Origin of the sequence: Massilia yuzhufengensis (assembly GCF_900112225.1) — a bacterium.
Lineage (GTDB): Bacteria > Pseudomonadota > Gammaproteobacteria > Burkholderiales > Burkholderiaceae_D > Telluria > Telluria yuzhufengensis.
On record NZ_FOLD01000044.1, the window covers coordinates 1 to 20,881 of the forward strand.

Genomic DNA, 20,881 nt, shown 5'->3' on the forward strand with positions numbered 1-20,881 from the left:
CCTATCACCGCCGCCTGCGCGACTGGCTGGCGCGCTTCCACGGCGTCGCGTCCCGCTACCTGACGAACTACCTGGGCTGGCGCAGGGCGCTCGATGGCCGGCGCGTCACGTCTGCCGAGGGATTGCTGCGCCTGGCAATCAAACCCATCCATAGCAAAGGGTGATAGCGCCTTTTTTTTGGGCCGCATCTTCTTTATCCAGAACGCATTTTCTACATTCATCGGATGATCCACACTTGACTAATTACGCAGGTCCAAGCAAGATTGGCATCGATGTCTAGACATATGTGTCTAGACAAAATTGGAGTCGGACCACCATGAACAAAACCCTTGCCGCAGTCCTTGCCGTCCTCTCCAGCGCCGCCACCGGACAGGAAGCGCCCACGCCCGCCGACCCGCCGCCTGCAGTGGTTGAAGTAAAGGCCAATGCCGACACCCTGCGCAAGAACGACACCGCCAGCCGGGTGGTCGTCACGCATGAAGAACTGGTGAAGTACGGCGACCGCTCGGCGCTGGACGCAATGAAGCGCCTGCCCGGCGTGACGGTGAGCGATGGCGGCGTGCGCATGCGCGGGCTGGGCGGCGGCTACACGCAGCTGCTGGTCGATGGCGAGCGCGCCCCGGCCGGCTTCTCGCTGGAAGCGCTGGCGCCGGAGGCGATCGAGAAGATCGAGGTGGTCCGGGCCGCGACGGCCGAATACAGCACGCAGTCGATCGCCGGCACCATCAACATCATCCTGCGCAAGACGGTGAACAAGGATTCGGGAGAACTCAAGCTCGGTTACGGCGGCGGCGCCGGCAGCCGCTCGCCCGGGATCACGGTCGGCCGTTCCGGCAAGCGCGGTGACCTGAGCCACACCCTGGGCGCCAGCGTCGCGCGCAGCGAGCGCCCGTCCTGGCTGGTCGATCGCGAGTCGTCCACCCTGCCGGATGGCAGGCTGGACGAGCTGCGCGAAACCCGCACGCAGTATCGGCAGCTCTTCACCAGCATCAACGCCAATGCGCGCCTGGGCTGGACGCCGCGGGCCGGCGACAGCCTGACCTGGCAGGCTTTCTTCAACAGGGGCAGCTTCGACGGCAGCGAAGACAACCGCACCACCACCCTGGCCGGGCCGGCCTATCCCTATCCGTATTTGCCTGCTGCACTGGCCGGCGACGCGACCAGCCTGCGCAGCGATGTCGCGCTGGCCAGGCGGCTGGAGGGCGGGGCCAGGCTGGAAGCGAAGCTCGCGCTGTCGGCATCGCACAATACGCGCAATATCGCGCGCCAGGCCTACCGCGCCGACCGGCTCGTGCTGGACGCATTCGACGCCGGCGATATCCACGACAAGGGCGTGACCAGCACCGGCAAATACCTGGTGCCGCTGATCGAGGGCCATGCCTTCGCCTTCGGCTGGGACGTGGGCCGCAGCCGCTACGAGCAGCGCGACCTGCGCACCGAGCGCGCCCTGGCCGGCAACCTACCGATCAATTTCGACAACGGTTTCGACGCCACCATCGACCGCGTGGCCGCCTACGCCCAGGACGAATGGGACCTGCGCCCGGGCTGGTCGGTCTACCTGGGCGCGCGCTGGGAAGGCATGCGCATGCACACGACAGGCGACGGCTTCGCGCCCACCCGCGCCCGTTACCAGGTCTTCAGCCCGCTCGCGCAGACGCTGTGGAAGATCCCGGGTGCGCAGCAGGACCAGCTGCGCCTGGCCCTGAGCCGCACCTACCGCGCGCCGCCGATCTCGCGCCTGATCCCGAACTACTTCTACACCACCTTCAATTCCGAGGTCTCGCCCGACTACATGGGCAACCCGCGCCTGCGCCCGGAACTGGCGACCGGCATCGACGCCGCCTACGAGCATTACTTCACGGCCGGCGGCCTGGTGTCAGTGAGTGCCAGCACCCGCGCGATCCGAGACTTCATCCGCAGCACGGTGCGCTTCGACGGCCTGCGCTGGGTGTCGGCGCCGGTCAACCAGGGCAGGGCGCGGGTGGACAGCCTGGCGTTCGAGGCCAAGCTGCCGATGAAGACCCTGGGCAGCACGCTGCCGGTCGAGCTGCGCGCCAATGTCAGCCGCAACTGGTCGCGCGTGGACGCGGTGCCCGGTCCCGGCAACCGGCTCGACCGCCAGCCGCGCTGGTCGGCCAACCTGGGCGCCGACTACGGTGGCCCGACGATTGCCGCCGGCGCCAGCTTCAGCTTCGTCTCGGGCGGCTGGACCCGCACGTCCATCTTCCAGTCGGCCTACGGCGGCTCGACGCGCGACCTGGACGCCTTCGCGCTCTATAAGTTCAGTCCCCTGCGCCAGCTGCGCTTCACGGCCAGCAACCTGCTGGCACCAAGCCGGCTGGGGGCCTCGCGCTATGCCGACGAGCGCGGCGTGCAGCAAAGCGCCACGGTGGGAAGCAGTTACCGGACCTGGCGCCTGCAGTACGAGCATCAATTCCAGGTGAAATAATTGGTGATCACAGCCCCCGTAAATCGTGGCAAACTTGCCAGATACTTATAACGAGGAGATCCCATGGTCGTACTTGGTCGTTTTTTGAGCGGCGCCGTGCTGGCGCTTGCCGCCACCGCCGCGCTGGCCGGCCCGCCGGTCGCGCGGGTGCAGCCGGTGACCGACACCCATTTCGGCGAGAAGGTGGTGGACCGCTACCGCTGGATGGAAAACGACAAGGACCCGGAGTGGCTGCCCTTCCTGAAGAACCAGAACGCCTATACCCGCACGGTGCTCGACGCGCTGCCGCTGCGCAGCGAACTGCTGGCGCGCATCCAGCAGCTCACCGGCGACATCACCTCGCCGGCCGCGATCCAGCGCGCCGGCGCCCGCACTTTCTACCAGCAGCGCCCGGCCGGCACCAATAACTTCAAGCTGTTCGTGCAAGAGAAGGGGCAAAGCCGCCTGCTGGTCGACCCGACCACCCTCGATACCGCAAGCAGCCACTATTCGCTGGACTGGTGGAGCGCCTCGCCGGACGGCAGCAAGCTGGTGTACGGCCTGTCGAAGGACGGCAGCGAGGATTCGGTGCTGCAGGTGATGGACGTCGCCAGCGGCGCCATCCTGCCCGAGCGCATCGCCAACACCCAGAGCGCCAGCCCGAGCTGGCTGGAAGACAGCTCCGGCTTCTTCTACAACCAGCTTACCGGCCGGGTGAACACGCCGGAACGCTTCCTCGATTCGCGCGCGCGCTTCCACCGCCTGGGCGACGAGCCGTCCAAGGACCTGGTGCTGATGGCGCGCGGCCATGACCGCGCCGTGAAGTACGACAGCATCCAGATGCCGCTGATTTTCGCCACGCCGCGCTCGCGCCACGCGCTGCTGATGCTGACCGACGTGCGCCAGGAAAAGCGCTTCCTGATCGCGCCGCTGCAAGATGTGCTCAAGGGCCGCGCACGCTGGACGCAGGTATCCGACTTCGCCGACGAAGTCACCTACGCCGACCTGCATGGCGACGAACTCTACCTGCTGTCCTACAAGGGCCACCCGCGCGGCCGCGTGCTGAAGGTTAACGCGCAGTCGCCGTCGGTGCGCAACGCGCGCGAAGTGGTGGCCGAATCCGCCCTGGTGCTGCAAGACCTGACCCGCGCGAAGGATGGCCTCTACCTGCGCGCCATGGACGGCGGCATCGGCAAGGTCCTGCGCCTGGATGCCCAGGGCAAGCTGGCCAGCATCGCCCTGCCGTTCGACGGCACGGTGCCGACCCTGGCCGCCGATCCGGATGCGCCGGGCGCGCTGATGCTCCTCTCCGGCTGGCTCACGCCCACCGGGATCTGGAGCATCGGCGCCGACGGCAAGGTGGCCGATACCGGCATCACGCCGAAACCGGCGATCGACGTCAGCGCCTACGCCACCGAGCGCCGCTTCGCCAGCGCCAAGGACGGCACCAAGATTCCGTATAGCCTGATCTATAAGAAAGGCATGAAAAAGGACGGCAAGAACCCGGTCTTCATCTCGGCCTACGGCAGCTATGGTGCGGCCGCCTACACGCCGGCCTTCGCGGGCCGCCTGCTGGCCCTGATCGACCAGGGCGCCATCGTCGGCTTCGCCAATGTGCGCGGCGGGGGCGAGTACGGGCGCGACTGGCACCGCGCCGGCCAGCTGGAAAAGAAACCGAATACCTGGCGCGACCTGATCGCCGTGTGCGAAGACCTGAACGCCAACGGCTACACGTCGCCGGCGCATACCGCCATCGGCGGGCGTTCTGCGGGCGGCATCCCGACCGGCATGGCGCTGGCCGAGCGTCCCGACCTGTTCGCCGCCGTGGTCTCGGGCGTGGGCTGGCACAACCCGCTGCGCTACGTGGCGGAACAGAACAGCTTCGCGGAAGAGCCGGAGTGGGGCGCGATCCGCGACCAGGCCGGCTACAAGGCCTTGAAGAGCATCGACAGCTACCAGGCGGTGAAGGATGGCGGCAAGTATCCGGCGGTGTTGCTCACCACCGGCGTCACCGACCCGCGCGTAGCGCCCTTCCACCCGGCCAAGATGGCGGCGCGCCTGCAGGCGGCAACGGCCAGCGGCAAGCCGGTGCTGCTGCGCGTCGATTTCGACGCCGGCCACGGCATGGGCTCGACCCGCGCGCAGCAGGATATGGAAGCGGCCGATACCTACGCCTTCATCCTGTCACAGACCAAACCAAAGTAGTAGGGTGGTCGGCTCCGCCGACCGCGCGTCCAATTCACCCATGAATCGACGCGCGGTCGGGTTGTGAGAATCAGGTCCCGCCCGCATAGCCATTCTGGCGCCACGCCTCATACACCACCACCGCCACGGTGTTCGACAGGTTGAGGCTGCGGTTATCCGGCAGCATCGGCAGGCGGATGCGCTGGGCGGGCGGGAAGCTGTTGCGCAGCGCCGGGTCCAGCCCACGCGACTCCGCCCCAAACACGAACACGTCCCCGGGACGAAACTGCGCGTCCGCAAACGGCGACGACCCATGTGTCGTCAGCGCGAACATGCACGCCGGATCCGGTTTGGTGTCGAGCATGAATGCTTCCCAGTCCTTGTGCACCTTCATGGTGGCGTAGTCGTGGTAGTCCAGCCCCGCGCGGCGCATCTTGGCGTCGTCGAGCGGGAAGCCGAGCGGCTCGACCAGGTGCAGCTGCACGCCGGTGTTGGCGCACAGGCGGATGACGTTGCCGGTGTTCGGCGGGATTTCTGGTTCGACCAGTACGACGTGGAACAAGCTGTTCTCCTGACTTATATAGTGAGTGGCATTCAGTGGGGCGGCGTGCGGGCGAACACGAAGTTCGTCACCCGCGCCGCGCCGGCACGCTTGAGCACGCCGGCCAGTTCATCGAGCGTGTGGCCGCTGGTCATGACATCGTCGACCACGCCCACGTGCCGCCCCAGCAGCGCGGCCTGGCCCTGCGCCACGGCAAAGGCGCCGCGCACGTTGCGCAGCCGCTCGTTCGGCGCGACGCCGGACTGGGCCCGGGTTTCCACCAGTCGCTCGACCAGCCGCGGCGCCAGCATGACGCCCAGCGAAGCCGCCAGCGGCCTGGCCACTTCGAGCGCCTGGTTGTAGCCGCGCTCGGCCAGCCTGCGCGGCCCCAGGGGTACCGGGCACAGCACGTCGGGCAACACCAGGCCCTGGCGCGCCAGCGCCGCAGCATGCAGGCGGCGCGCCATCCACGGCGCCAGTGCGAGCCGGGCGCTGAATTTCAGTTGCAGCACCAGCTGGTCGACCGGGACCGCATAGTCGCAGGCGGCCAGCGTGGCGTCATAGGCGGGCGGATCGGCCACGCAGGCGCCGCAGCGCCGTCCCGCGTCGCTCGCCCCAACCGGGTTGGCGCAGCAGGGGCAGCGTGCGTGGGCGTCGCCCGCATAGGCCAGCGAGCAGGCCGCGCACACCGGTTCATCGCCGGTCGCGCCGCACAGCACGCAGCTGGACGGGAGGAGGGCGCCGAGCAGGGCGCCCGGCCATCGCGACAAACGGGAAAGCAGGGTCATCGGCTCTGATCCGCGCAACCATGTACACTCCCGCCATTATCTCATTTGTCCGCTCCACCACCATGGCTTCCCCGCAACCCCCGCAATCCAGTTCGCGGATGAGCGCGCCGATCGACCTGGCCCGCGTCCGCACCCTGTTCGCCGATCCCGGCAGCATCGCTCCCTCCGATTTCCTGCGCCGAGAAATTGCGCTGCGCATGCATGAGCGCCTGCAGCTGGTGAAAATCGCCCCCAAGCAGGTGCTCGACGCCGGCTGCGGTGCAGGCGCCGACCTCGCCTTGCTGCAAAAAACCTATCCGGCCGCCCAGATCCTGGGCATCGACGCCGCGCCCGCCATGGCGGCCAGCGAGAAAGCGCCGGCCCCGGCCACGCGCTCGCTGAACCAGATGCTCAGCCGTTTGCTGCCGGCCAAGGCTGGCGTCGACATCGTCTGCGGCGATTTCGGCAGCCTGCCGTTCGGCGCGAACTCGCTCGACCTGCTGTGGTCGAACCTGGCGCTGCACTGGCATCCCCAGCCGGACCGGGTGTTCGCCGAATGGCGCCGCGCGCTGCGGGTGGACGGTTTATTGATGTTCTCAAATTTCGGCCCGGATACCTTCATCGAGCTGCGCACGGCCTTTGCCGCCATGGACGACACGCCGCATACCCTGCCTTTCGTCGATATGCACGACTTCGGCGACCAGCTGGTGGAGGCCGGCTTCTCCACGCCAGTCATGGATATGGAGCGCATTACGGTCACGTACGATACCGTACACGCCCTGTTGGCCGACGTACGCGCACTGGGGGGTAACCCGCTCGACACCCGCCGGCGCGGCCTGGTCGGGCGTGCGGCATGGCAGCGCATGGTAGAGGCGTTCGAGGCCCAGCGCCGCCCGGATGGCAAGCTGGGATTGAGCTTCGAGGTCATCTACGGGCACGCGTTCTTGCCTGCTCCCAGGACCACGGCCGCCGGGGAATCCATCGTGCGTTTCCAGCCGCGCAAGCCCTAATTACCGCTGGCAACAACACGGGGCGATTTTCCTTGAATAAAAATTACTGATTTGATTATAATCAGTGGCTATTTTTGTCGTATGGACGAGTAAAGCGCTGAAAAAAGCAGCAGATCTGGACAAAAGTAGAATGAATTGCAGCATTAGCAGAGCCGCCGGCAGCAGGTAGCACGACGCTACCGGCAGCCGGCGTGCAGGTTTCCCACCGTTTCCGCAGCGCATTTCGCGGTAGCTTGGAAGCTTTTCTGCGAAACATGTTTCGGAGCGGCGGCAGTTCGTTCATGGAATTGTCGACCGTTAAAAATATTTTATTTTGGGTGGTTGGGGACAACATGACATACGCAACGCGACTTGGGGCCTTGATGTTCGGCCTCGCAGCAACGGCCAGCATCCCTGCATGGGCGGCTCAGGAAACGACCGGCCGGCCGCTGGAACACCAGTTGAACATGCAGCTCCCCGTGAACGGCCTCGGCGCCGACATCTACAGCCTGCATAACTGGATGATGATCATCTGCCTGGTGATCTTCGTCGCCGTGTTCGGCGTGATGTTCTATTCGGTCTTCAAGCACCGCAAGTCGCTCGGCCACAAGCCAGCCACCTTCCACGAATCCACCGCCGTCGAGATCGCCTGGACCATCGTCCCGTTCCTGATCGTCATCGGCATGGCCCTGCCGGCCACCAAATCGGTGGTCGCCCTGAAAGACACCTCCAACGCCGACATCACCATCAAGGCCACCGGCATGCAGTGGAAGTGGGGCTACGACTACCTGAAGGGCGAGGGCGAGGGCATTGCCTTCCTGTCGAACCTGTCGACTCCGCGCGCCCAGATCGGCCTGCCGGGCGAGCCGGCCACTGAAAAGCGCGGCGAGAACTACCTGCTGGAAGTGGACAATGAAATGGTGGTCCCGGTCGGCAAGAAGATCCGCATGGTGTTCACCGCCAACGACGTGATCCACGCCTGGACCATTCCCGCCTTTGCCATCAAGCAGGATGCGATTCCCGGCTTCGTGCGCGACGGCTGGTTTACTGCCGAAAAAATCGGCACCTACCGCGGCAACTGCGTCGAGCTGTGCGGCAAGGACCATGCCTTCATGCCGATCGTGGTGCGCGTCGTCTCGAACGAGGACTACACGGCCTGGGTCAATACCAAGAAGAAGGAAATGGCTGCGCTGGCCGATGACCCGACCAAGGTCTGGACCATCGACGAACTGAAAACCAAGGGCGAGCAGGTCTACACCGCCAACTGCGTGGCCTGCCACCAGGCCAACGGCAAGGGCGTGCCGAACGCCTTCGCCCCACTGGATGGCTCGCCGGTTGTGAACGGCGCCAAGGCGCACCAGATCGACGTGCTGCTCAATGGCCAGGACACCCCGGCCTACGCCTCGGCGATGCCGGGCTGGAAGCAGCTGTCGGACACCGAGATCGCCGCCGTGATCACCTATACCCGCAACAGCTGGTCGAACAAGGCTGCGGAAAATATCGTACAACCGGCCGAAGTGCTGGCTGCACGTAGCAAGTAATGCATAGCGTTCCAGGGATATCGACATGACTACCAGCACCATCGATCACGCACACGACGATCACCACGGCCACGACCACGCACACGACCACCCGCACGGCTACCGCCGCTGGCTGTTCGCCACCAACCACAAGGACATCGGTACCCTGTACCTGTGGTTCTCGTTCATCATGCTGCTCTCGGGCGGCGTGCTGGCGCTGATGATCCGCACCGAGCTGTACCAGCCGGGCCTGCAGTTCTTCCGTCCTGAATTCTTCAACCAGCTCACCACCATGCACGGGCTGGTGATGGTGTTCGGCGCGATCATGCCGGCCTTCGTCGGCTTCGCAAACTGGATGATCCCGCTACAGGTGGGCGCGTCGGACATGGCCTTCGCCCGCATGAACAACTTCTCGTTCTGGCTGCTGCCGCCGGCGGCGATCCTGCTGGCAGGTTCCTTCTTCTCGCCGGGCGGCGCCACCGCCGCCGGCTGGACCCTGTACGCACCGCTGTCGACCCAGATGGGCCCCGGCATGGACATGGCGATTTTCGCGATGCACATCATGGGCGCGTCGTCGATCATGGGCTCGATTAACATCATCGTCACCATCCTGAACATGCGCGCGCCCGGCATGACCCTGATGAAGATGCCGATGTTCTGCTGGACCTGGCTGATCACCGCCTTCCTGCTGATCGCCGTGATGCCGGTGCTGGCTGGCGCCATCACCATGACCCTGACCGACCGCCACTTCGGCACCTCGTTCTTCAACGCGGCCGGCGGCGGCGACCCGGTGATGTACCAGCACATCTTCTGGTTCTTCGGCCACCCCGAGGTCTACATCATGATCTTGCCGGCTTTCGGCATCGTCTCGCAGATCATCCCGGCGTTTGCCCGCAAGCCGCTGTTCGGCTACGCCTCGATGGTCTACGCAACGGCCTCGATCGCGATCCTGTCCTTCATCGTCTGGGCCCACCACATGTTCACCACCGGCATGCCGGTGACCTCGCAGCTGTTCTTCATGTACGCCACCATGCTCATCTCCGTGCCGACCGGCGTGAAGGTGTTCAACTGGGTCGCCACCATGTGGAAGGGCTCGATGACGTTTGAAACCCCGATGCTGTTCGCGGTCGGCTTCATCTTCGTGTTCACCATGGGCGGCTTCACCGGCCTGATCCTGGCAGTGACCCCGATCGACATCATCGTGCATGACACCTATTACGTGGTGGCGCACTTCCACTACGTGCTGGTGGCCGGTTCGCTGTTCGCGCTGTTCGCCGGCTACTACTACTGGGCGCCGAAGTGGACCGGCTACATGTACAACGAAATGCGCGGCAAGATCCATTTCTGGCTGTCCTTGATTACGTTCAACGTCACCTTCTTCCCGATGCACTTCCTGGGCCTGGCCGGCATGCCGCGCCGCTATGCGGACTACGCCACCCAGTTCACCGACTTCAACATGATCGTGTCGATCGGCGCCTTCGGCTTCGGCCTGTCGCAGGTCTACTTCCTGTTCGCGGTGGTGCTGCCGAATATCCGCGGCGGCAAGAAGGCGGAAGCCAAGCCATGGGAAGGCGCGGAAGGCCTCGAGTGGACCGTGCCGAGCCCGGCGCCGTTCCACACCTTCGAAACCCCGCCACTGGTGAAATAATCATGGGCACCCAAGAGCGCAAGAAGAGCAACCTGAAGACCGCCCTGGTGCTGGGCGCGATCGCGCTGTTCTTCTTCGCCAGCGTGATCGTCAAGTTCCTGATCAGGAACTGACATGGCCACCATCAGCAGCCGCATTCGGCGCCTGAACCGCTCCACGCTGGGAAAACTGGTGGTGGTGGCGATCATGATGTTCGGCTTCGGCTACGCGCTGGTGCCGGTGTACCGCCAGATCTGCGAGGTGCTCGGCATTAATGTGATCACGCAGAAGGGCGAGTTCGTGGCGGCGCCGGTGAACTCCCAGATCGACAAGACACGCACCATCGTCGTCGAGCTGGACGGCAATTCGCAGGGGCCATGGCGCTTCCGCCCGACCACCCGCAGCATCGAGGTGCACCCGGGCGAACTGGCCACCGTGACCTACGAGGTGGTCAACACCCAGGGCAGGGCGGTCAAGGCGCAGGCGATCCCGAGCTACGCGCCGCAGGTCGTGACGCCGCACTTCAAGAAAGTGGAGTGTTTCTGTTTCCAGGAGCAGACGCTGCAGGCCAACGAGGCGCGCCAGATGCCGGTGGTGTTCTTCATCGATCCGGCGTTGCCGCGCGAGGTGAAGAACATCACGCTGTCGTACACCTTCTTCGAGATCGGCGGCGCGATCAAGGCCGCCGCGGCGCCTGCCACCGGCGCGGTCGTGAAGTAAGTTGACATGAACGAGAAACCGCACCAGCGCAAGGCCAGCTTCCTGGCCACGATGAAAGCGGTATTCTGGTCGTTCTTCGGCGTGCGCAAGCGCAGCGATTACGAGCAGGATGCGGCCAACCTGAACCCGGTGCATGTGATCATCGCCGGCTTGATCGGGGCGGCGATTTTTATCGGGCTGATTATCCTGGCAGTGCGGTTTGCAGTAGCGCAGTAAGACATAACGAAGTCGTCGCAGCTAGCGGCATCGAAAAATATAACAACGTCGTCCCCGCGCAGGCGGGGACCCAAGTTTCGCGATTCAGAGTTACCGAAAATTCAAAGAATCAGCTTGAGGAGATGAAGATGAGTTCGCCACATACCGTGCCACATTATTTCGTGCCAGGCCCTTCCAAGTGGCCGATGGCCGCCGGCATTTCCATGCTGGTGACCATGCTGGGCGCATCCGCCTGGGTCAACAGCGTGTCCTGGGGCCCGGTCGTGTGCCTGGCCGGCATCGCCGCGATGCTGCTGGTGCTGTACTTCTGGTTCGGCGACGCCATCGGCGAATCCGAATCGGGCATGTACGGCCGCAACATCGACCTGTCCTACCGCTGGTCCATGAGCTGGTTCATTTTCTCGGAAGTGATGTTCTTCGCCGCCTTCTTCGGTGCGCTGTTCTACGCCCGCGCCATCTCCATGCCGTGGCTGTCGGACCTGGACCACAAGTTCATCTGGCCTGACTACGCACCGACCTGGGGCAATGGCGGCCCGGCCGGCGTCACCGACAGCTTCCAGACCATGGGCCCGTTCCCGATCCCGACCATCAACACCGCGCTGCTGCTGCTGTCGGGCGTGACGCTGACCATCTCGCACCACGCGCTGCGCGAAGGCCACCGCACCAAGACCGCGATCTGGCTGGCGGCCACCATCTTGCTGGGCGCCGTCTTCATGGGCTTCCAGGTGTATGAGTACATCCACGCCTACCAGGAACTGAACCTGAAGATGACCTCGGGCATCTACGGTTCGACCTTCTTCATGCTCACCGGCTTCCACGGCTTCCACGTGACCCTGGGCGCGATCATGCTGTCGGTGATTCTGTACCGTGTGCTCAAGGGCCACTTCACGGCGGATCACCACTTCGGCTTCGAAGGCGCGGCCTGGTACTGGCACTTCGTCGACGTGGTGTGGCTGGGGCTGTACGTGGTGGTGTACTGGCTGTAAGGAATCAGTGGCTGGCGGATCGCCGGCCATGTAGGGTGGGCGGGTCTCCCGCCCACGCGTTCAACTGACAGGGAACAATCGCGACCCGAGTCCTTCGACGTACTTTGAACGCGTGGGTGGAGAACCCGCCCACCCTACGTTTGATGTGGCGTTCTGGATGGCGCGATTCAACGGATGCCGGTCGGCGCAATCCACCCCATCTTGTAGGCAGCGAGCAGGCACAGGAACAAGGTAATCGACAAGCCCACACGCATCGCCAGCGCATGCACGGTGCGGTTGCTCTGGCCCTTGTCGCGCATCAGGAAGAACAGGGCGGACCCGAGGCTGGCAAGGATCAGGATGAAGGCGATGGCAACAAACAGTTTCATGGTCGGCCCGGGAAAGGTGAAGGCATCATTGTAATGCGGTTCGCTTTCCATTTTCGCCCCATCCCCTTCATTGCCGCGCTTGCTCTTGCCCTGTTGGGCATTGCCCTTGGTAACTGGCAGCAGGGCAGGGCGGCCCACAAGCAGGCCGTGCAGGAACAACTCACCGCCCGCGCGGCCGAGCCGCCCGTCGCGCTCGGTCCCGCCATCACCCCCGCCGGCGCACTCGAATACCGCCGCGTCACCGTCACCGGTGAATTCGTCGCCGGCTGGCCGCTGTTCCTCGCCAACCGCCCGATGGCGGGCCGTCCCGGTTATGTCCTCATGATGCCGTTTAGAATAGCGGGCTCGAACACGCACGTGCTGGTGCTGCGCGGCTGGCTGCCGCGCCAGGCCGAATACGGCAAGCTGCCGGCCTTCGCCACGCCGTCCGGCACCGTGACCATCGAAGGCACGGTCGCCGCCAGCGCCGGGCACGTGATGGACCTGGGCGAGGCCGCGGCGCTGGCGCCGAACGCCATCGTCCAGAACATCGACCCGGCCGCGGCAGGCAAGGCGACTGGGCTGGCGCTGCAGCCCTTCTTCGTGCAGCAGACCGGGCCGGAAGTGCCGGGCTCGGCCCTGCTGCGGGTCTGGCCTTCGCCGTCGAGCGGGATCGACAAGCATCGCGGCTATGCCTTCCAGTGGTACGCGCTGGCGGCCATGGCCATCTTATTTTTTGTGATAACAGGGTTCCGCAGTGGTTCAAGAAAACATGGTCCAAGCAAAAGCAACTGATCCACATTCAGCCCGCCGCACCGGCCGCTGGAAGCTGTTCGCCGTGCTGATGGTATGCGCGGCGCCACTGATCCTGTCCTACCTCACCTATTACGTCATCAAGCCCACCGGCCGCACCAACTACGGCACCCTGATCGACCCGCGCACCCGCCCGATCCCGGCCATGGCCAGCACCACACTCGACGGCAGGCCGGAAAAGCTGGAGCAGTACGCGGGCAAGTGGGTGATGCTGAAAGTGGGCGGCGGCGAATGCCCCGAAGCCTGCCAGAAGCAGCTGTTCGCGATGCGCCAGTGGCGCCTGATGCAGGGCAAGAACATGGACCGCGTGGAACGGGTCTGGCTCGTGACCGACGACAAGCCACTCGACACCATGACCATCCGCCAGTACGACGGCATGCACCTGCTGCGTGCACCGAACGAGACCGTCGGCACATGGCTGCCGGCGGAAAGCGGCACGGCGCCGTCCGACCACATCTACCTGATCGATCCGCTGGGCAACCTGATGATGCGCTTCCCGGTCGATCCGGATCCGCGCAAGGTCTACAAGGACATCGCCAAGCTGCTCAAGGCCTCGGCCATCGGCTAAGCGCCAACCGGCGATTGGAAAACAATGCAAGCTTCTTCCCTGCTGCAACTGGCCCTGATGGGCGTGCTGGTGGCGATCCTGCCGCTGTCGATGGTGTGGATGTCGGCCGACGCCAACAAATTCCGCAAGCTGGTCTGGGTTGCCGTGTTCCTGACCTTCGACCTGATCGTGTTCGGCGGTTTTACGCGCCTGACCGATTCCGGCCTGGGCTGCCCGGACTGGCCGGGCTGCTACGGCATGGCCAACCCCTTCCTGGCGCACGAGCAGATTGCGGCGGCCGAAGCGCTCATGCCGACCGGCCCGGTAACGGTGGCCAAGGCCTGGATCGAGATGATCCACCGCTACCTGGCGATGGGCATCGGCGTGATCATCATGGCGCTGCTGTTCACCTCCATCCGGCAATGGCGCAAGACGCATATGCAGGCCTTCAAGCCGGGCATCCCGCTGGCGCTGTTCGTGTTCGTCTGCATCCAGGGCGCCTTCGGCGCCTGGACCGTCACCCTCAAGCTGCAGCCGGCCATCGTGACCATCCACCTGCTGCTGGGCATGGGCCTGCTCGCCATGCTGGCCTGGCTGGGCGGGCGCGAAGACTACCTGATGCATCCGCCGGCGCCATCCGGTAATGTGCAGGCCGCTGTGAACGGGCAGGGCAGCGCGGCCGGCGAGGGCAGCAAAGCGGGCACGAACGCCGCACTGCGCGGCATCCGCATGCTCGCGCTGCTGGCCGCCGTGGTCGTCACGGTGCAGATCGCGCTGGGCGGGTGGGTGAGCACCAACTACGCCACCCTGGCCTGCGACGAATTCCCGCTGTGCGACGGCTACGTGGTGCCGCCGATGGACTTCGAGCACGGCTTCCACTTATGGCGCGAACTGGGCAAGACGGCGGCGGGCCACTACCTGCCGTTCTCGGCGCTGGTGGCGATCCACTGGGTGCACCGCAACTTCGCCATCGTCGTCGTCGCCGTGCTCGGCCTGCTGGTGTGGCGCGCATGGCGCCATGCCTACCTGGCCCGGCACGCGCGCTGGCTGGCCCTGGTATTGTTGCTGCAACTGCTGACCGGTATCGCGACCGTGTACCTGGACTTCCCGCTGGCGATTGCCGTAATGCATAACGCCGGGGCCGCCCTGCTGGTACTGCTGGTGACCATGTTAAACTACCGGGTGAAGTACCAGATTGAAGTGAACGGCACGACGTGAACTGCGCAGCGAACAGCGCGGCCGCCGCGCCAGCGCCCGCGCCTGCAAGCACCAGCACCCCATTGATGACGACCCAGACAGCCCTCCACAAATCCCCGAACCGCGTTGCCCAGTACTGGGCCCTGACCAAGCCGCGCGTGACGCAGCTGGCCGTGTTCTGCGCCGTCATCGGGATGTTCCTCGCCACCGACGGGTTCCCGGGCTGGCAGGTGCTGGTCGCCGGTACCGCCGGCATCTGGCTGCTGGCCGGCGCCGCCTTCGCGGTGAACTGCCTGGTGGAGGCGAAGATCGACGCGCGCATGGCGCGCACCGCCCGCCGCGCCACCGCGATGGGCGAGCTCACCAACACCCAGACGATCGTCTTCTCGGCCGCCATCGGGGGCCTGGGCATGTATATCCTGTACGCGTTCGTCAATCCGCTTACCATGTGGCTGACCTTCGTCACCTTCGTCGGTTACGCCTTCATCTACACCATGCTGCTCAAGCCGGCCACGCCGCAGAACATCGTCATCGGCGGCCTGTCGGGCGCCATGCCGCCGGCCCTCGGCTGGGCCGCGGTGGCCGATGCCGTGCCGATGCAGGCCTGGCTGCTGGTGCTCATCATCTTCGTGTGGACCCCGCCGCACTTCTGGGTGCTGGCCATGTACCGCCGCGACGACTACGCCCGCAGCGGCCTGCCGATGCTGCCGATCACGCACGGCATGCAGTACACCGGCCTGCAGGTCTGGCTCTACACCATCGCCCTGGCCGCCACCACCTTGCTGCCCTTCGCCGTCGGCATGAGCGGCCTGATCTACCTGGCCGCCGCCGTCGTGCTCAACATCATGTTTCTGCGCCACTCGTGGCGCGTGCACCGCCACTACAGCGACATGGCCGCGCGCAATGCCTTCACCTGGTCGATCGTCTATCTGTCGCTGCTGTTTGCTGCCTTGCTGGTTGACCACTACTTCAGGTTCTGACCCATGAAAAAACTCCTTGGCGTGCTGATGGTGACGCTGGCGGTGCTGGCGGCCGGCTGCGACAAACTGGCCAGCAAGACACCGAGCTTCAACAACACCGACGTGACCGGCCTCGACTACGCCAAGGGCTTTTCGCTGACCGACCACACTGGAAAACCGCGCACGCTGCAGGACTTCAAGGGCAAGCTGGTGGTGCTGTTCTTCGGCTACACCCAATGCCCGGACGTGTGCCCCACCACGATGGCCGAGATGGCCGCCGTGCTGAAAGAGCTCGGCCCGTCCGCCAAGGACGTGCAGGTGCTGTTCGTCACTCTCGACCCGGAACGCGACACCCGCGAACTGCTGGCTGCCTATGTGCCGGCCTTCCACCCGAGCTTTATCGGCCTGTACGGCGACAAGGAAGCGACCGCGCGTACGGCCAAGGAATTCAAGGTGTTCTACGCCAAGGCGCCGTCCGGCGACGACCCCAAGAACTACACGGTGGACCACACCGCCGGCAGCTACGTGTTCGACCGCGAAGGCAAGCTGCGCCTGTTCGTGCGCCACGGCCAGGGCCCGGGCCCGCTGACCCACGACCTGCGCCAGCTGCTCTAAGCGGTCTTTAATGTCTCTGCTGTTATGATGGCGTAAACACCACACGACAGGGACAGCATGGAACAAGGCACCGGCAGGAACTACACCCGCATCGCGATTGTCGTCCTGCTGACGCTGGGCTGCCTGTACGTCCTCCGGCCTTTCCTCGCCGCCATCGTCTTCGCGGCCTGCGTGGTCATCTCCTCCTGGCCGCTGTACCTGCGCCTGCTCGGCGCCATGAAGGGCCGCCGCTCGCTGGCCGCCCTGACCATGACGCTCACGCTCACCCTGCTCATCATCATCCCGCTGGCGATGGTTGCCTACAACCTCGCCGACGACGTCGCCAAGGGCTTCGGCGAAGTGCGCCACGCGATCGAACACCGCGAACTGATGCCGCCGGCCTGGGTGCGCGAGGTGCCGCTGGTGGGCGAGACCATCGACACCTACCTGCGCCAGCTGGTCGCCAGCCGCGACCAGATGATCGCCCTGGCCCAGCGCATGCTGGAGCCGGCCCGCCGCTACCTGCTGGCGGGCGGCCTGATGCTCGGCACCGGCGTCGTCCAGCTCAGCCTGGCCGCCTTCGTCAGCTTCTTCCTCTACCGCGACGGCAAGGCGCTGCTCGAAGTGATCACGGTGGCGATGGCGCGCATGATGGGCGAGGGCGCCGAGTCGGTCTCCGCCACCGTCAGCCAGACCGTGCGCGGCGTCATGTACGGCATGCTCGGCACCGCGCTGGCCCAGGCGATCGTCGCCGCAGTCGGCTTTGCCATCGCTGGCGTGCCGGCCGTGCCGCTGCTGTCGGTGATGATCTTCGTGTCTTCGCTGATCCCGGTCGGCCCGCCCCTCATCTGGGGCGGGGCGGCGTTCTGGCTGTTCCTGCAGCACGAGACCGGCTGGGCGATCTTCATGGTGGTATGGGGAACCTTCCTGATCAGCGGCGTCGACAACATCGTCCGCCCCATGCTGATCAGCCGCGGCAGCAGCCTGCCTTTCCTGCTCACGCTGCTGGGCGTGCTCGGCGGCGTGATCGCGTTCGGCTTCGTGGGGATGTTCATCGGGCCGACGCTGCTGGCCGTGGGCTATTCCTTGATGACCGAATGGACGGGGACGCCGGACCGGGTGATTCGCCAGAACTAGCCTTCCATTCGGGGTCAAGCCTTCCATTCGGGGTCAGGTCTGACATTTGGACACGGCCTCAGCATTGATGCCGGTCCTCAGGCCCTAGCGCTTTGTTATACCGTCGAGCTCGTGTCTGAATGTCAGACCTGACCCTGAAGTGCTGTTATAGCGCCTGCTCAGGCGGCGCCGTCCACACCAGGTTCCACAGGTGGCCGTCGAGGTCTTCAAACCCCTGGTCATACATGAAGCCATGATCTTCCGGCGGATGCGGCGTGCGGCCGCCCGCCGCCACGGCCCGGGCGATCAGCGTATCCACCTCTTCGCGGCTGTCGCAACTCAGGCAGATCACGACTTCGTTGCCCTCCTTGGCCCGTACCAGTGGTTTGTCGATCAGCGAAGTGAAGAAGGCTTCGGTCGTCAGCATCGCCTGGATGCTGCCTTCCGTGATGGTCATCATCGCCGCGTGCTCGCCGCTCAATTGCGGGTTGAAGCTGTAGCCGAGTGCGGAAAAGAAGGCTTTCGACTTGTCGAGATCCCTGACCGGCAGGTTGAGGATGATTTGCTTGTGCATGATGTCTCCATGTTGGAAAGGTGAGGGGCTGCACGTTGACGACGAACGACAGCGCCAGGAATCGACATGCGTACCTTCGGGGTCAGGTCTGACATTTGGACACGAGCTCAGCCGTTATTCCGGCACTGGCCCAGCAACAGCATGCGTACCTTCGGGGTCAGGTCTGACATTTGGACACGAGCTCAGCCGTTATTCCGGCACTGGCCCAGCAACAGGGCTGGATGATCGCTTTTTCCAGGAACGACGGCGTTTTCATGCTTCCAAGGTCGAGCCCGTGTCCAAATGTCAGACCTGACCCCGAAGTGATTGGGGGGAAGGGTTAGCCATGGTCGGCGGGCGCTTGCGGGGCGAGCACGCTGCGCAGGCGCTCGAAGTCGATGGGCTTGGTGAGGTGGTGGTCGAAGCCGGCGTCGAAGGCGCGCTGGCGGTCTTTTTCCTGGCCCCAGCCGGTGGCGGCGATCAGGCGCATGCTGCGGCCGCCCTCCATCGCGCGCAGGCGGCGCGCCAGTTCGTAGCCGTTCAGGTCGGGCAGGCCGATGTCGAGCAGGGCGACTTCGGGGGCGAAGTCCGCCACCATCGCCAGCGCGGCGGTGGCGCTGTGGGCGGTGCGCACTTCGCAGCCGAACAGCTCGAGCGCCATCAGCAGCATCTCGGCGGCGTCGGCATTGTCGTCCACCACCAGGATGCGCGATGGCGCCGGCATCGACGCCAGCACCGGCGCCGGCGCGGCGACCGCCTGCGCCAGCGGCAGGCGCACCCTGAAGCAGCTGCCCCTGCCTTCGCCCTCGCTGTGCGCTTCGATGGCGCCGCCGTGCAGCTCGACGATGCCGCGCACCAGCGCCAGGCCGATCCCCAGGCCGCCGCGCGAGCGTTCCAGCGCCGGCTCCAGCTGCGAGAACATGTCGAACACGGTGGCCAGCGCGTGCGCCGGCAGGCCGATGCCGTTATCCACCACCGCCAGCACCGCCTCGCCGTCCTCGCAGGTGAGCGAGAGCACGATGCGCCCGCCGTCCGGCGTGTACTTGGCGGCGTTGGTGAGCAGGTTGACCAGCACCTGGCTGATCCGCGTCGGATCGGCGTCGACCGTGACCGGCAGCGGCGGCAGGTCGAGCTGCAGGTGGTGCCGGGCGTGGTCCATCAGGCCGGCGGTGTCGAGCACCGCGGCGCGCGCCAGCGCGGCCAGGTCGAGCGCTTCGCGCCGCAGTTCCATCTTGTCCTGGGTGATGCGCGAGACTTCCATCAGGTCGTCGACCAGGTGGGTCAGGTGGTGCAGCTGGCGGTCGAATACCGACAGCAGGCGCGGATTGGCCCCTTCGGCGCCGACCGTGAGGCGCAGCACCTCGAGCGCGCTGCGCATCGGCGCCAGCGGGTTGCGCAGCTCGTGCGACAGCGTGGCCAGGAATTCGTCCTTGCGCCGGTCGGCCGCCGACAGCGCCGCGTTCACGGCCTGCAGCTGGCTTTCGGCGCCGCGGCGCGCTTCCAGCGCTTCCTCGGCGGCCTTGCGCGCGTTGCGCAGCTCGCGCTCGTAGGACTGGCGTTCGGTGGCCATGAACAGGGCCCACTGGTCGCGCACCAGCGCGCCGTCGCGGCGGCGTACGATATTGACCAGCATCGGCAGGCGGGTGCCGTCGCGGTGGCGCAGGTCGATCTGGAGTTCGGCCACCGAGCCGCGCACCTGCAGCACCGGCTGGCAGTGGGTGTGGTGGAACAGGCGGGCGCCGACCGTCATCAGTTCCTGGATGCGGACCTTGCCGACCAGCTCGGGCGGCGAGAAGCCGAGCCAGCTGCAGGCGGTGGCGTTGGCGCGCAGCAGCAGGCCGTCGGCGTCGGCCACCAGCAGGGCGCAGGGCGCTTGGTCGTACAAGGCGTCCGCGTCGAGGAGGGCGCCGGCCATGCCGTCAGTCCAGCGTCGCCGCCAGGAAGGCGTCGATGGCCTGCGAACTGGCGGTGGGCGCGCTCATGTGCGGGCAGTGGCCGATATTGTCGATGATGTGCAGTTCGGCGCGCGCCAGGTTCTGGTGCAGGAAGCCGCCCGCGCTCAAGGGGGCGATCAGGTCGTCGCTGCACTGCAGGACCAGGGTTGGCGTGGTGCACAGCGGCACGTCGGCGCGGTGGTCGGATAAAAAGGTCACGCGCGCGAAGTGCTTGGCGATGTCGGGATCGTTGCGGCAGAAGCTGTCAGTGAGTTCTTCGCGCAGGGTGAGGCGTTCCGGCGCGCCCATGATGGCCGGCGCCAGGCTGCTCGACCACCCGAGGTAATTTGCTTCCATGGTCTCGAGCAGTTCGTCGATGTCGCTGCGCTCGAAGCCGCCCTGGTAGCCGGGGAAGCTGTCGCGATCGTTGATGTAGCAGGCCGACGGCGCCACCATCACCTGCGCCAAGAAGCGCTGCGGCGCCTTGATGGTGGCCAGCATGCCGATCATGCTGCTCACCGAGTGGCCGACCAGGATCACCGGGCCGGTCGCGCATTCGTCGAGCAGCTCGAGCAGGTCGTCGGCGTAGCCGTGCAGGGTGGCGTAGCGCTCGCGCTCGTAGGCCGAGAGGTCGGACCGGCCGCTGCCCACCAGGTCATAGGTGATGACGCGGAAGCGCTCTTCGAAGGCCGGCGCCATGAAGCGCCACATCGCCTGGTCGCAGCCGAAACCGTGGGAGAACACCAGGGTCGCGCCACCGGTGCCGCTCACGCGCACGTTGTTCCGGGCTTGCACAGACATGGTGGCTCCTGGTGGGTGCGGAAAGCTGAATGAGGAACGGCC

21 protein-coding genes and 1 pseudogene are annotated in these 20,881 nt (G+C 65.6%); 15 read left to right on the plus strand and 7 right to left on the minus strand.

All coding sequences use genetic code 11. From position 1 onward, the window contains the following. The 3 genes and pseudogenes from BM031_RS25330 to BM031_RS23360 form a co-directional block, all read left to right on the plus strand. A pseudogene (locus tag BM031_RS25330) lies at positions 1–164 on the plus strand (IS1595 family transposase); the annotation flags it as partial. Between the two features lie 152 nt (positions 165–316). Beyond that, positions 317–2,449, plus strand: a complete 2,133-nt coding sequence (locus BM031_RS23355) for a TonB-dependent receptor plug domain-containing protein (RefSeq protein ID WP_091877111.1) — start codon at positions 317–319, stop codon at positions 2,447–2,449. A 63-nt stretch (positions 2,450–2,512) separates the two neighbouring features. Further along, positions 2,513–4,633 (plus strand): prolyl oligopeptidase family serine peptidase, encoded by a 2,121-nt coding sequence (locus BM031_RS23360; protein ID WP_091877113.1) that lies wholly within the window; start codon positions 2,513–2,515, stop codon positions 4,631–4,633. Positions 4,634–4,703: 70 nt separating this feature from the next. On the opposite strand, the gene trmL is transcribed toward BM031_RS23360, so the two are convergent. Then, a complete protein-coding gene (gene trmL / locus BM031_RS23365; protein ID WP_091877115.1) occupies positions 4,704–5,174 on the minus strand; it encodes a tRNA (uridine(34)/cytosine(34)/5-carboxymethylaminomethyluridine(34)-2'-O)-methyltransferase TrmL in 471 nt (156 codons plus the stop codon). Positions 5,175–5,206: 32 nt separating this feature from the next. Further along, positions 5,207–5,941 carry a ComF family protein gene (locus BM031_RS23370; RefSeq protein WP_091877117.1) on the minus strand — a complete coding sequence of 245 codons (735 nt, stop codon included), beginning with the start codon at positions 5,939–5,941 and terminating at the stop codon, positions 5,207–5,209. 98 nt (positions 5,942–6,039) lie between these two features. On the opposite strand from BM031_RS23370, the gene BM031_RS23375 reads away from it, so the two are divergent. Continuing rightward, the gene (locus BM031_RS23375; protein WP_091877119.1) at positions 6,040–6,930 is read left to right on the plus strand and encodes a methyltransferase domain-containing protein; all 891 of its coding nucleotides are present in this window, start codon (positions 6,040–6,042) and stop codon (positions 6,928–6,930) included. A 61-nt stretch (positions 6,931–6,991) separates the two neighbouring features. Here the strand turns inward: BM031_RS23375 and BM031_RS25730 are convergent, their stop codons facing one another. Then, positions 6,992–7,213 (minus strand): hypothetical protein, encoded by a 222-nt coding sequence (locus BM031_RS25730; protein ID WP_177207882.1) that lies wholly within the window; start codon positions 7,211–7,213, stop codon positions 6,992–6,994. Between the two features lie 49 nt (positions 7,214–7,262). Between BM031_RS25730 and coxB the strand changes: the two genes are divergently transcribed. From coxB to BM031_RS23400, 5 genes are all read left to right on the plus strand, one after another. Continuing rightward, entirely contained in the window at positions 7,263–8,450 is a 1,188-nt protein-coding gene (gene coxB, locus BM031_RS23380; protein WP_091877169.1) for a cytochrome c oxidase subunit II, read from the plus strand. Between the two features lie 25 nt (positions 8,451–8,475). Further along, entirely contained in the window at positions 8,476–10,077 is a 1,602-nt protein-coding gene (ctaD, locus tag BM031_RS23385) for a cytochrome c oxidase subunit I (RefSeq protein WP_091877121.1), read from the plus strand. Positions 10,078–10,191: 114 nt separating this feature from the next. Beyond that, the gene (locus BM031_RS23390; RefSeq protein ID WP_091877123.1) at positions 10,192–10,776 is read left to right on the plus strand and encodes a cytochrome c oxidase assembly protein; all 585 of its coding nucleotides are present in this window, start codon (positions 10,192–10,194) and stop codon (positions 10,774–10,776) included. A 6-nt stretch (positions 10,777–10,782) separates the two neighbouring features. Next, complete coding sequence (locus BM031_RS23395) at positions 10,783–10,992, plus strand: DUF2970 domain-containing protein (protein ID WP_091877125.1); 210 nt, start codon at positions 10,783–10,785, stop codon at positions 10,990–10,992. A gap of 128 nt (positions 10,993–11,120) precedes the next feature. Continuing rightward, positions 11,121–11,978, plus strand: a complete 858-nt coding sequence (locus tag BM031_RS23400; protein ID WP_091877171.1) for a cytochrome c oxidase subunit 3 — start codon at positions 11,121–11,123, stop codon at positions 11,976–11,978. A gap of 167 nt (positions 11,979–12,145) precedes the next feature. Here BM031_RS23400 and BM031_RS23405 read toward each other — a convergent pair whose 3' ends face one another. Beyond that, complete coding sequence (locus BM031_RS23405) at positions 12,146–12,346, minus strand: twin transmembrane helix small protein (RefSeq protein WP_091877173.1); 201 nt, start codon at positions 12,344–12,346, stop codon at positions 12,146–12,148. Between the two features lie 33 nt (positions 12,347–12,379). On the opposite strand from BM031_RS23405, the gene BM031_RS23410 reads away from it, so the two are divergent. The 6 genes from BM031_RS23410 (at position 12,380) to BM031_RS23435 (ending at position 17,572) form a co-directional block, all read left to right on the plus strand. Next, positions 12,380–13,120: an SURF1 family protein gene (locus BM031_RS23410; protein ID WP_091877127.1), complete on the plus strand. Its 741-nt coding sequence runs from the start codon at positions 12,380–12,382 to the stop codon at positions 13,118–13,120. After that, entirely contained in the window at positions 13,098–13,706 is a 609-nt protein-coding gene (locus tag BM031_RS23415; protein ID WP_091877128.1) for an SCO family protein, read from the plus strand. Before BM031_RS23410 ends, BM031_RS23415 begins: the two co-directional genes overlap by 23 nt. Positions 13,707–13,730: 24 nt before the next feature. Beyond that, positions 13,731–14,903, plus strand: coding sequence for a COX15/CtaA family protein (locus tag BM031_RS23420; RefSeq protein ID WP_091877130.1), 1,173 nt, complete (start codon positions 13,731–13,733; stop codon positions 14,901–14,903). A gap of 65 nt (positions 14,904–14,968) precedes the next feature. Then, the gene (gene cyoE, locus BM031_RS23425) at positions 14,969–15,862 is read left to right on the plus strand and encodes a heme o synthase (RefSeq protein WP_091877132.1); all 894 of its coding nucleotides are present in this window, start codon (positions 14,969–14,971) and stop codon (positions 15,860–15,862) included. Positions 15,863–15,865: 3 nt separating this feature from the next. Continuing rightward, the gene (locus BM031_RS23430) at positions 15,866–16,456 is read left to right on the plus strand and encodes an SCO family protein (RefSeq protein WP_091877134.1); all 591 of its coding nucleotides are present in this window, start codon (positions 15,866–15,868) and stop codon (positions 16,454–16,456) included. A gap of 57 nt (positions 16,457–16,513) precedes the next feature. Continuing rightward, on the plus strand, positions 16,514–17,572 hold the full coding sequence (locus BM031_RS23435; protein ID WP_091877136.1) for an AI-2E family transporter: 1,059 nt from the start codon (positions 16,514–16,516) through the stop codon (positions 17,570–17,572). Positions 17,573–17,717: 145 nt separating this feature from the next. Here BM031_RS23435 and BM031_RS23440 read toward each other — a convergent pair whose 3' ends face one another. From BM031_RS23440 to BM031_RS23450, 3 genes are all read right to left on the minus strand, one after another. Next, positions 17,718–18,125 carry a VOC family protein gene (locus BM031_RS23440; protein ID WP_091877138.1) on the minus strand — a complete coding sequence of 136 codons (408 nt, stop codon included), beginning with the start codon at positions 18,123–18,125 and terminating at the stop codon, positions 17,718–17,720. Between the two features lie 319 nt (positions 18,126–18,444). Further along, the gene (locus tag BM031_RS23445) at positions 18,445–20,019 is read right to left on the minus strand and encodes a hybrid sensor histidine kinase/response regulator (protein WP_091877140.1); all 1,575 of its coding nucleotides are present in this window, start codon (positions 20,017–20,019) and stop codon (positions 18,445–18,447) included. A 4-nt stretch (positions 20,020–20,023) separates the two neighbouring features. Further along, complete coding sequence (locus BM031_RS23450; protein WP_091877143.1) at positions 20,024–20,839, minus strand: alpha/beta fold hydrolase; 816 nt, start codon at positions 20,837–20,839, stop codon at positions 20,024–20,026. Between the last annotated feature and the right edge of the window lie 42 nt (positions 20,840–20,881).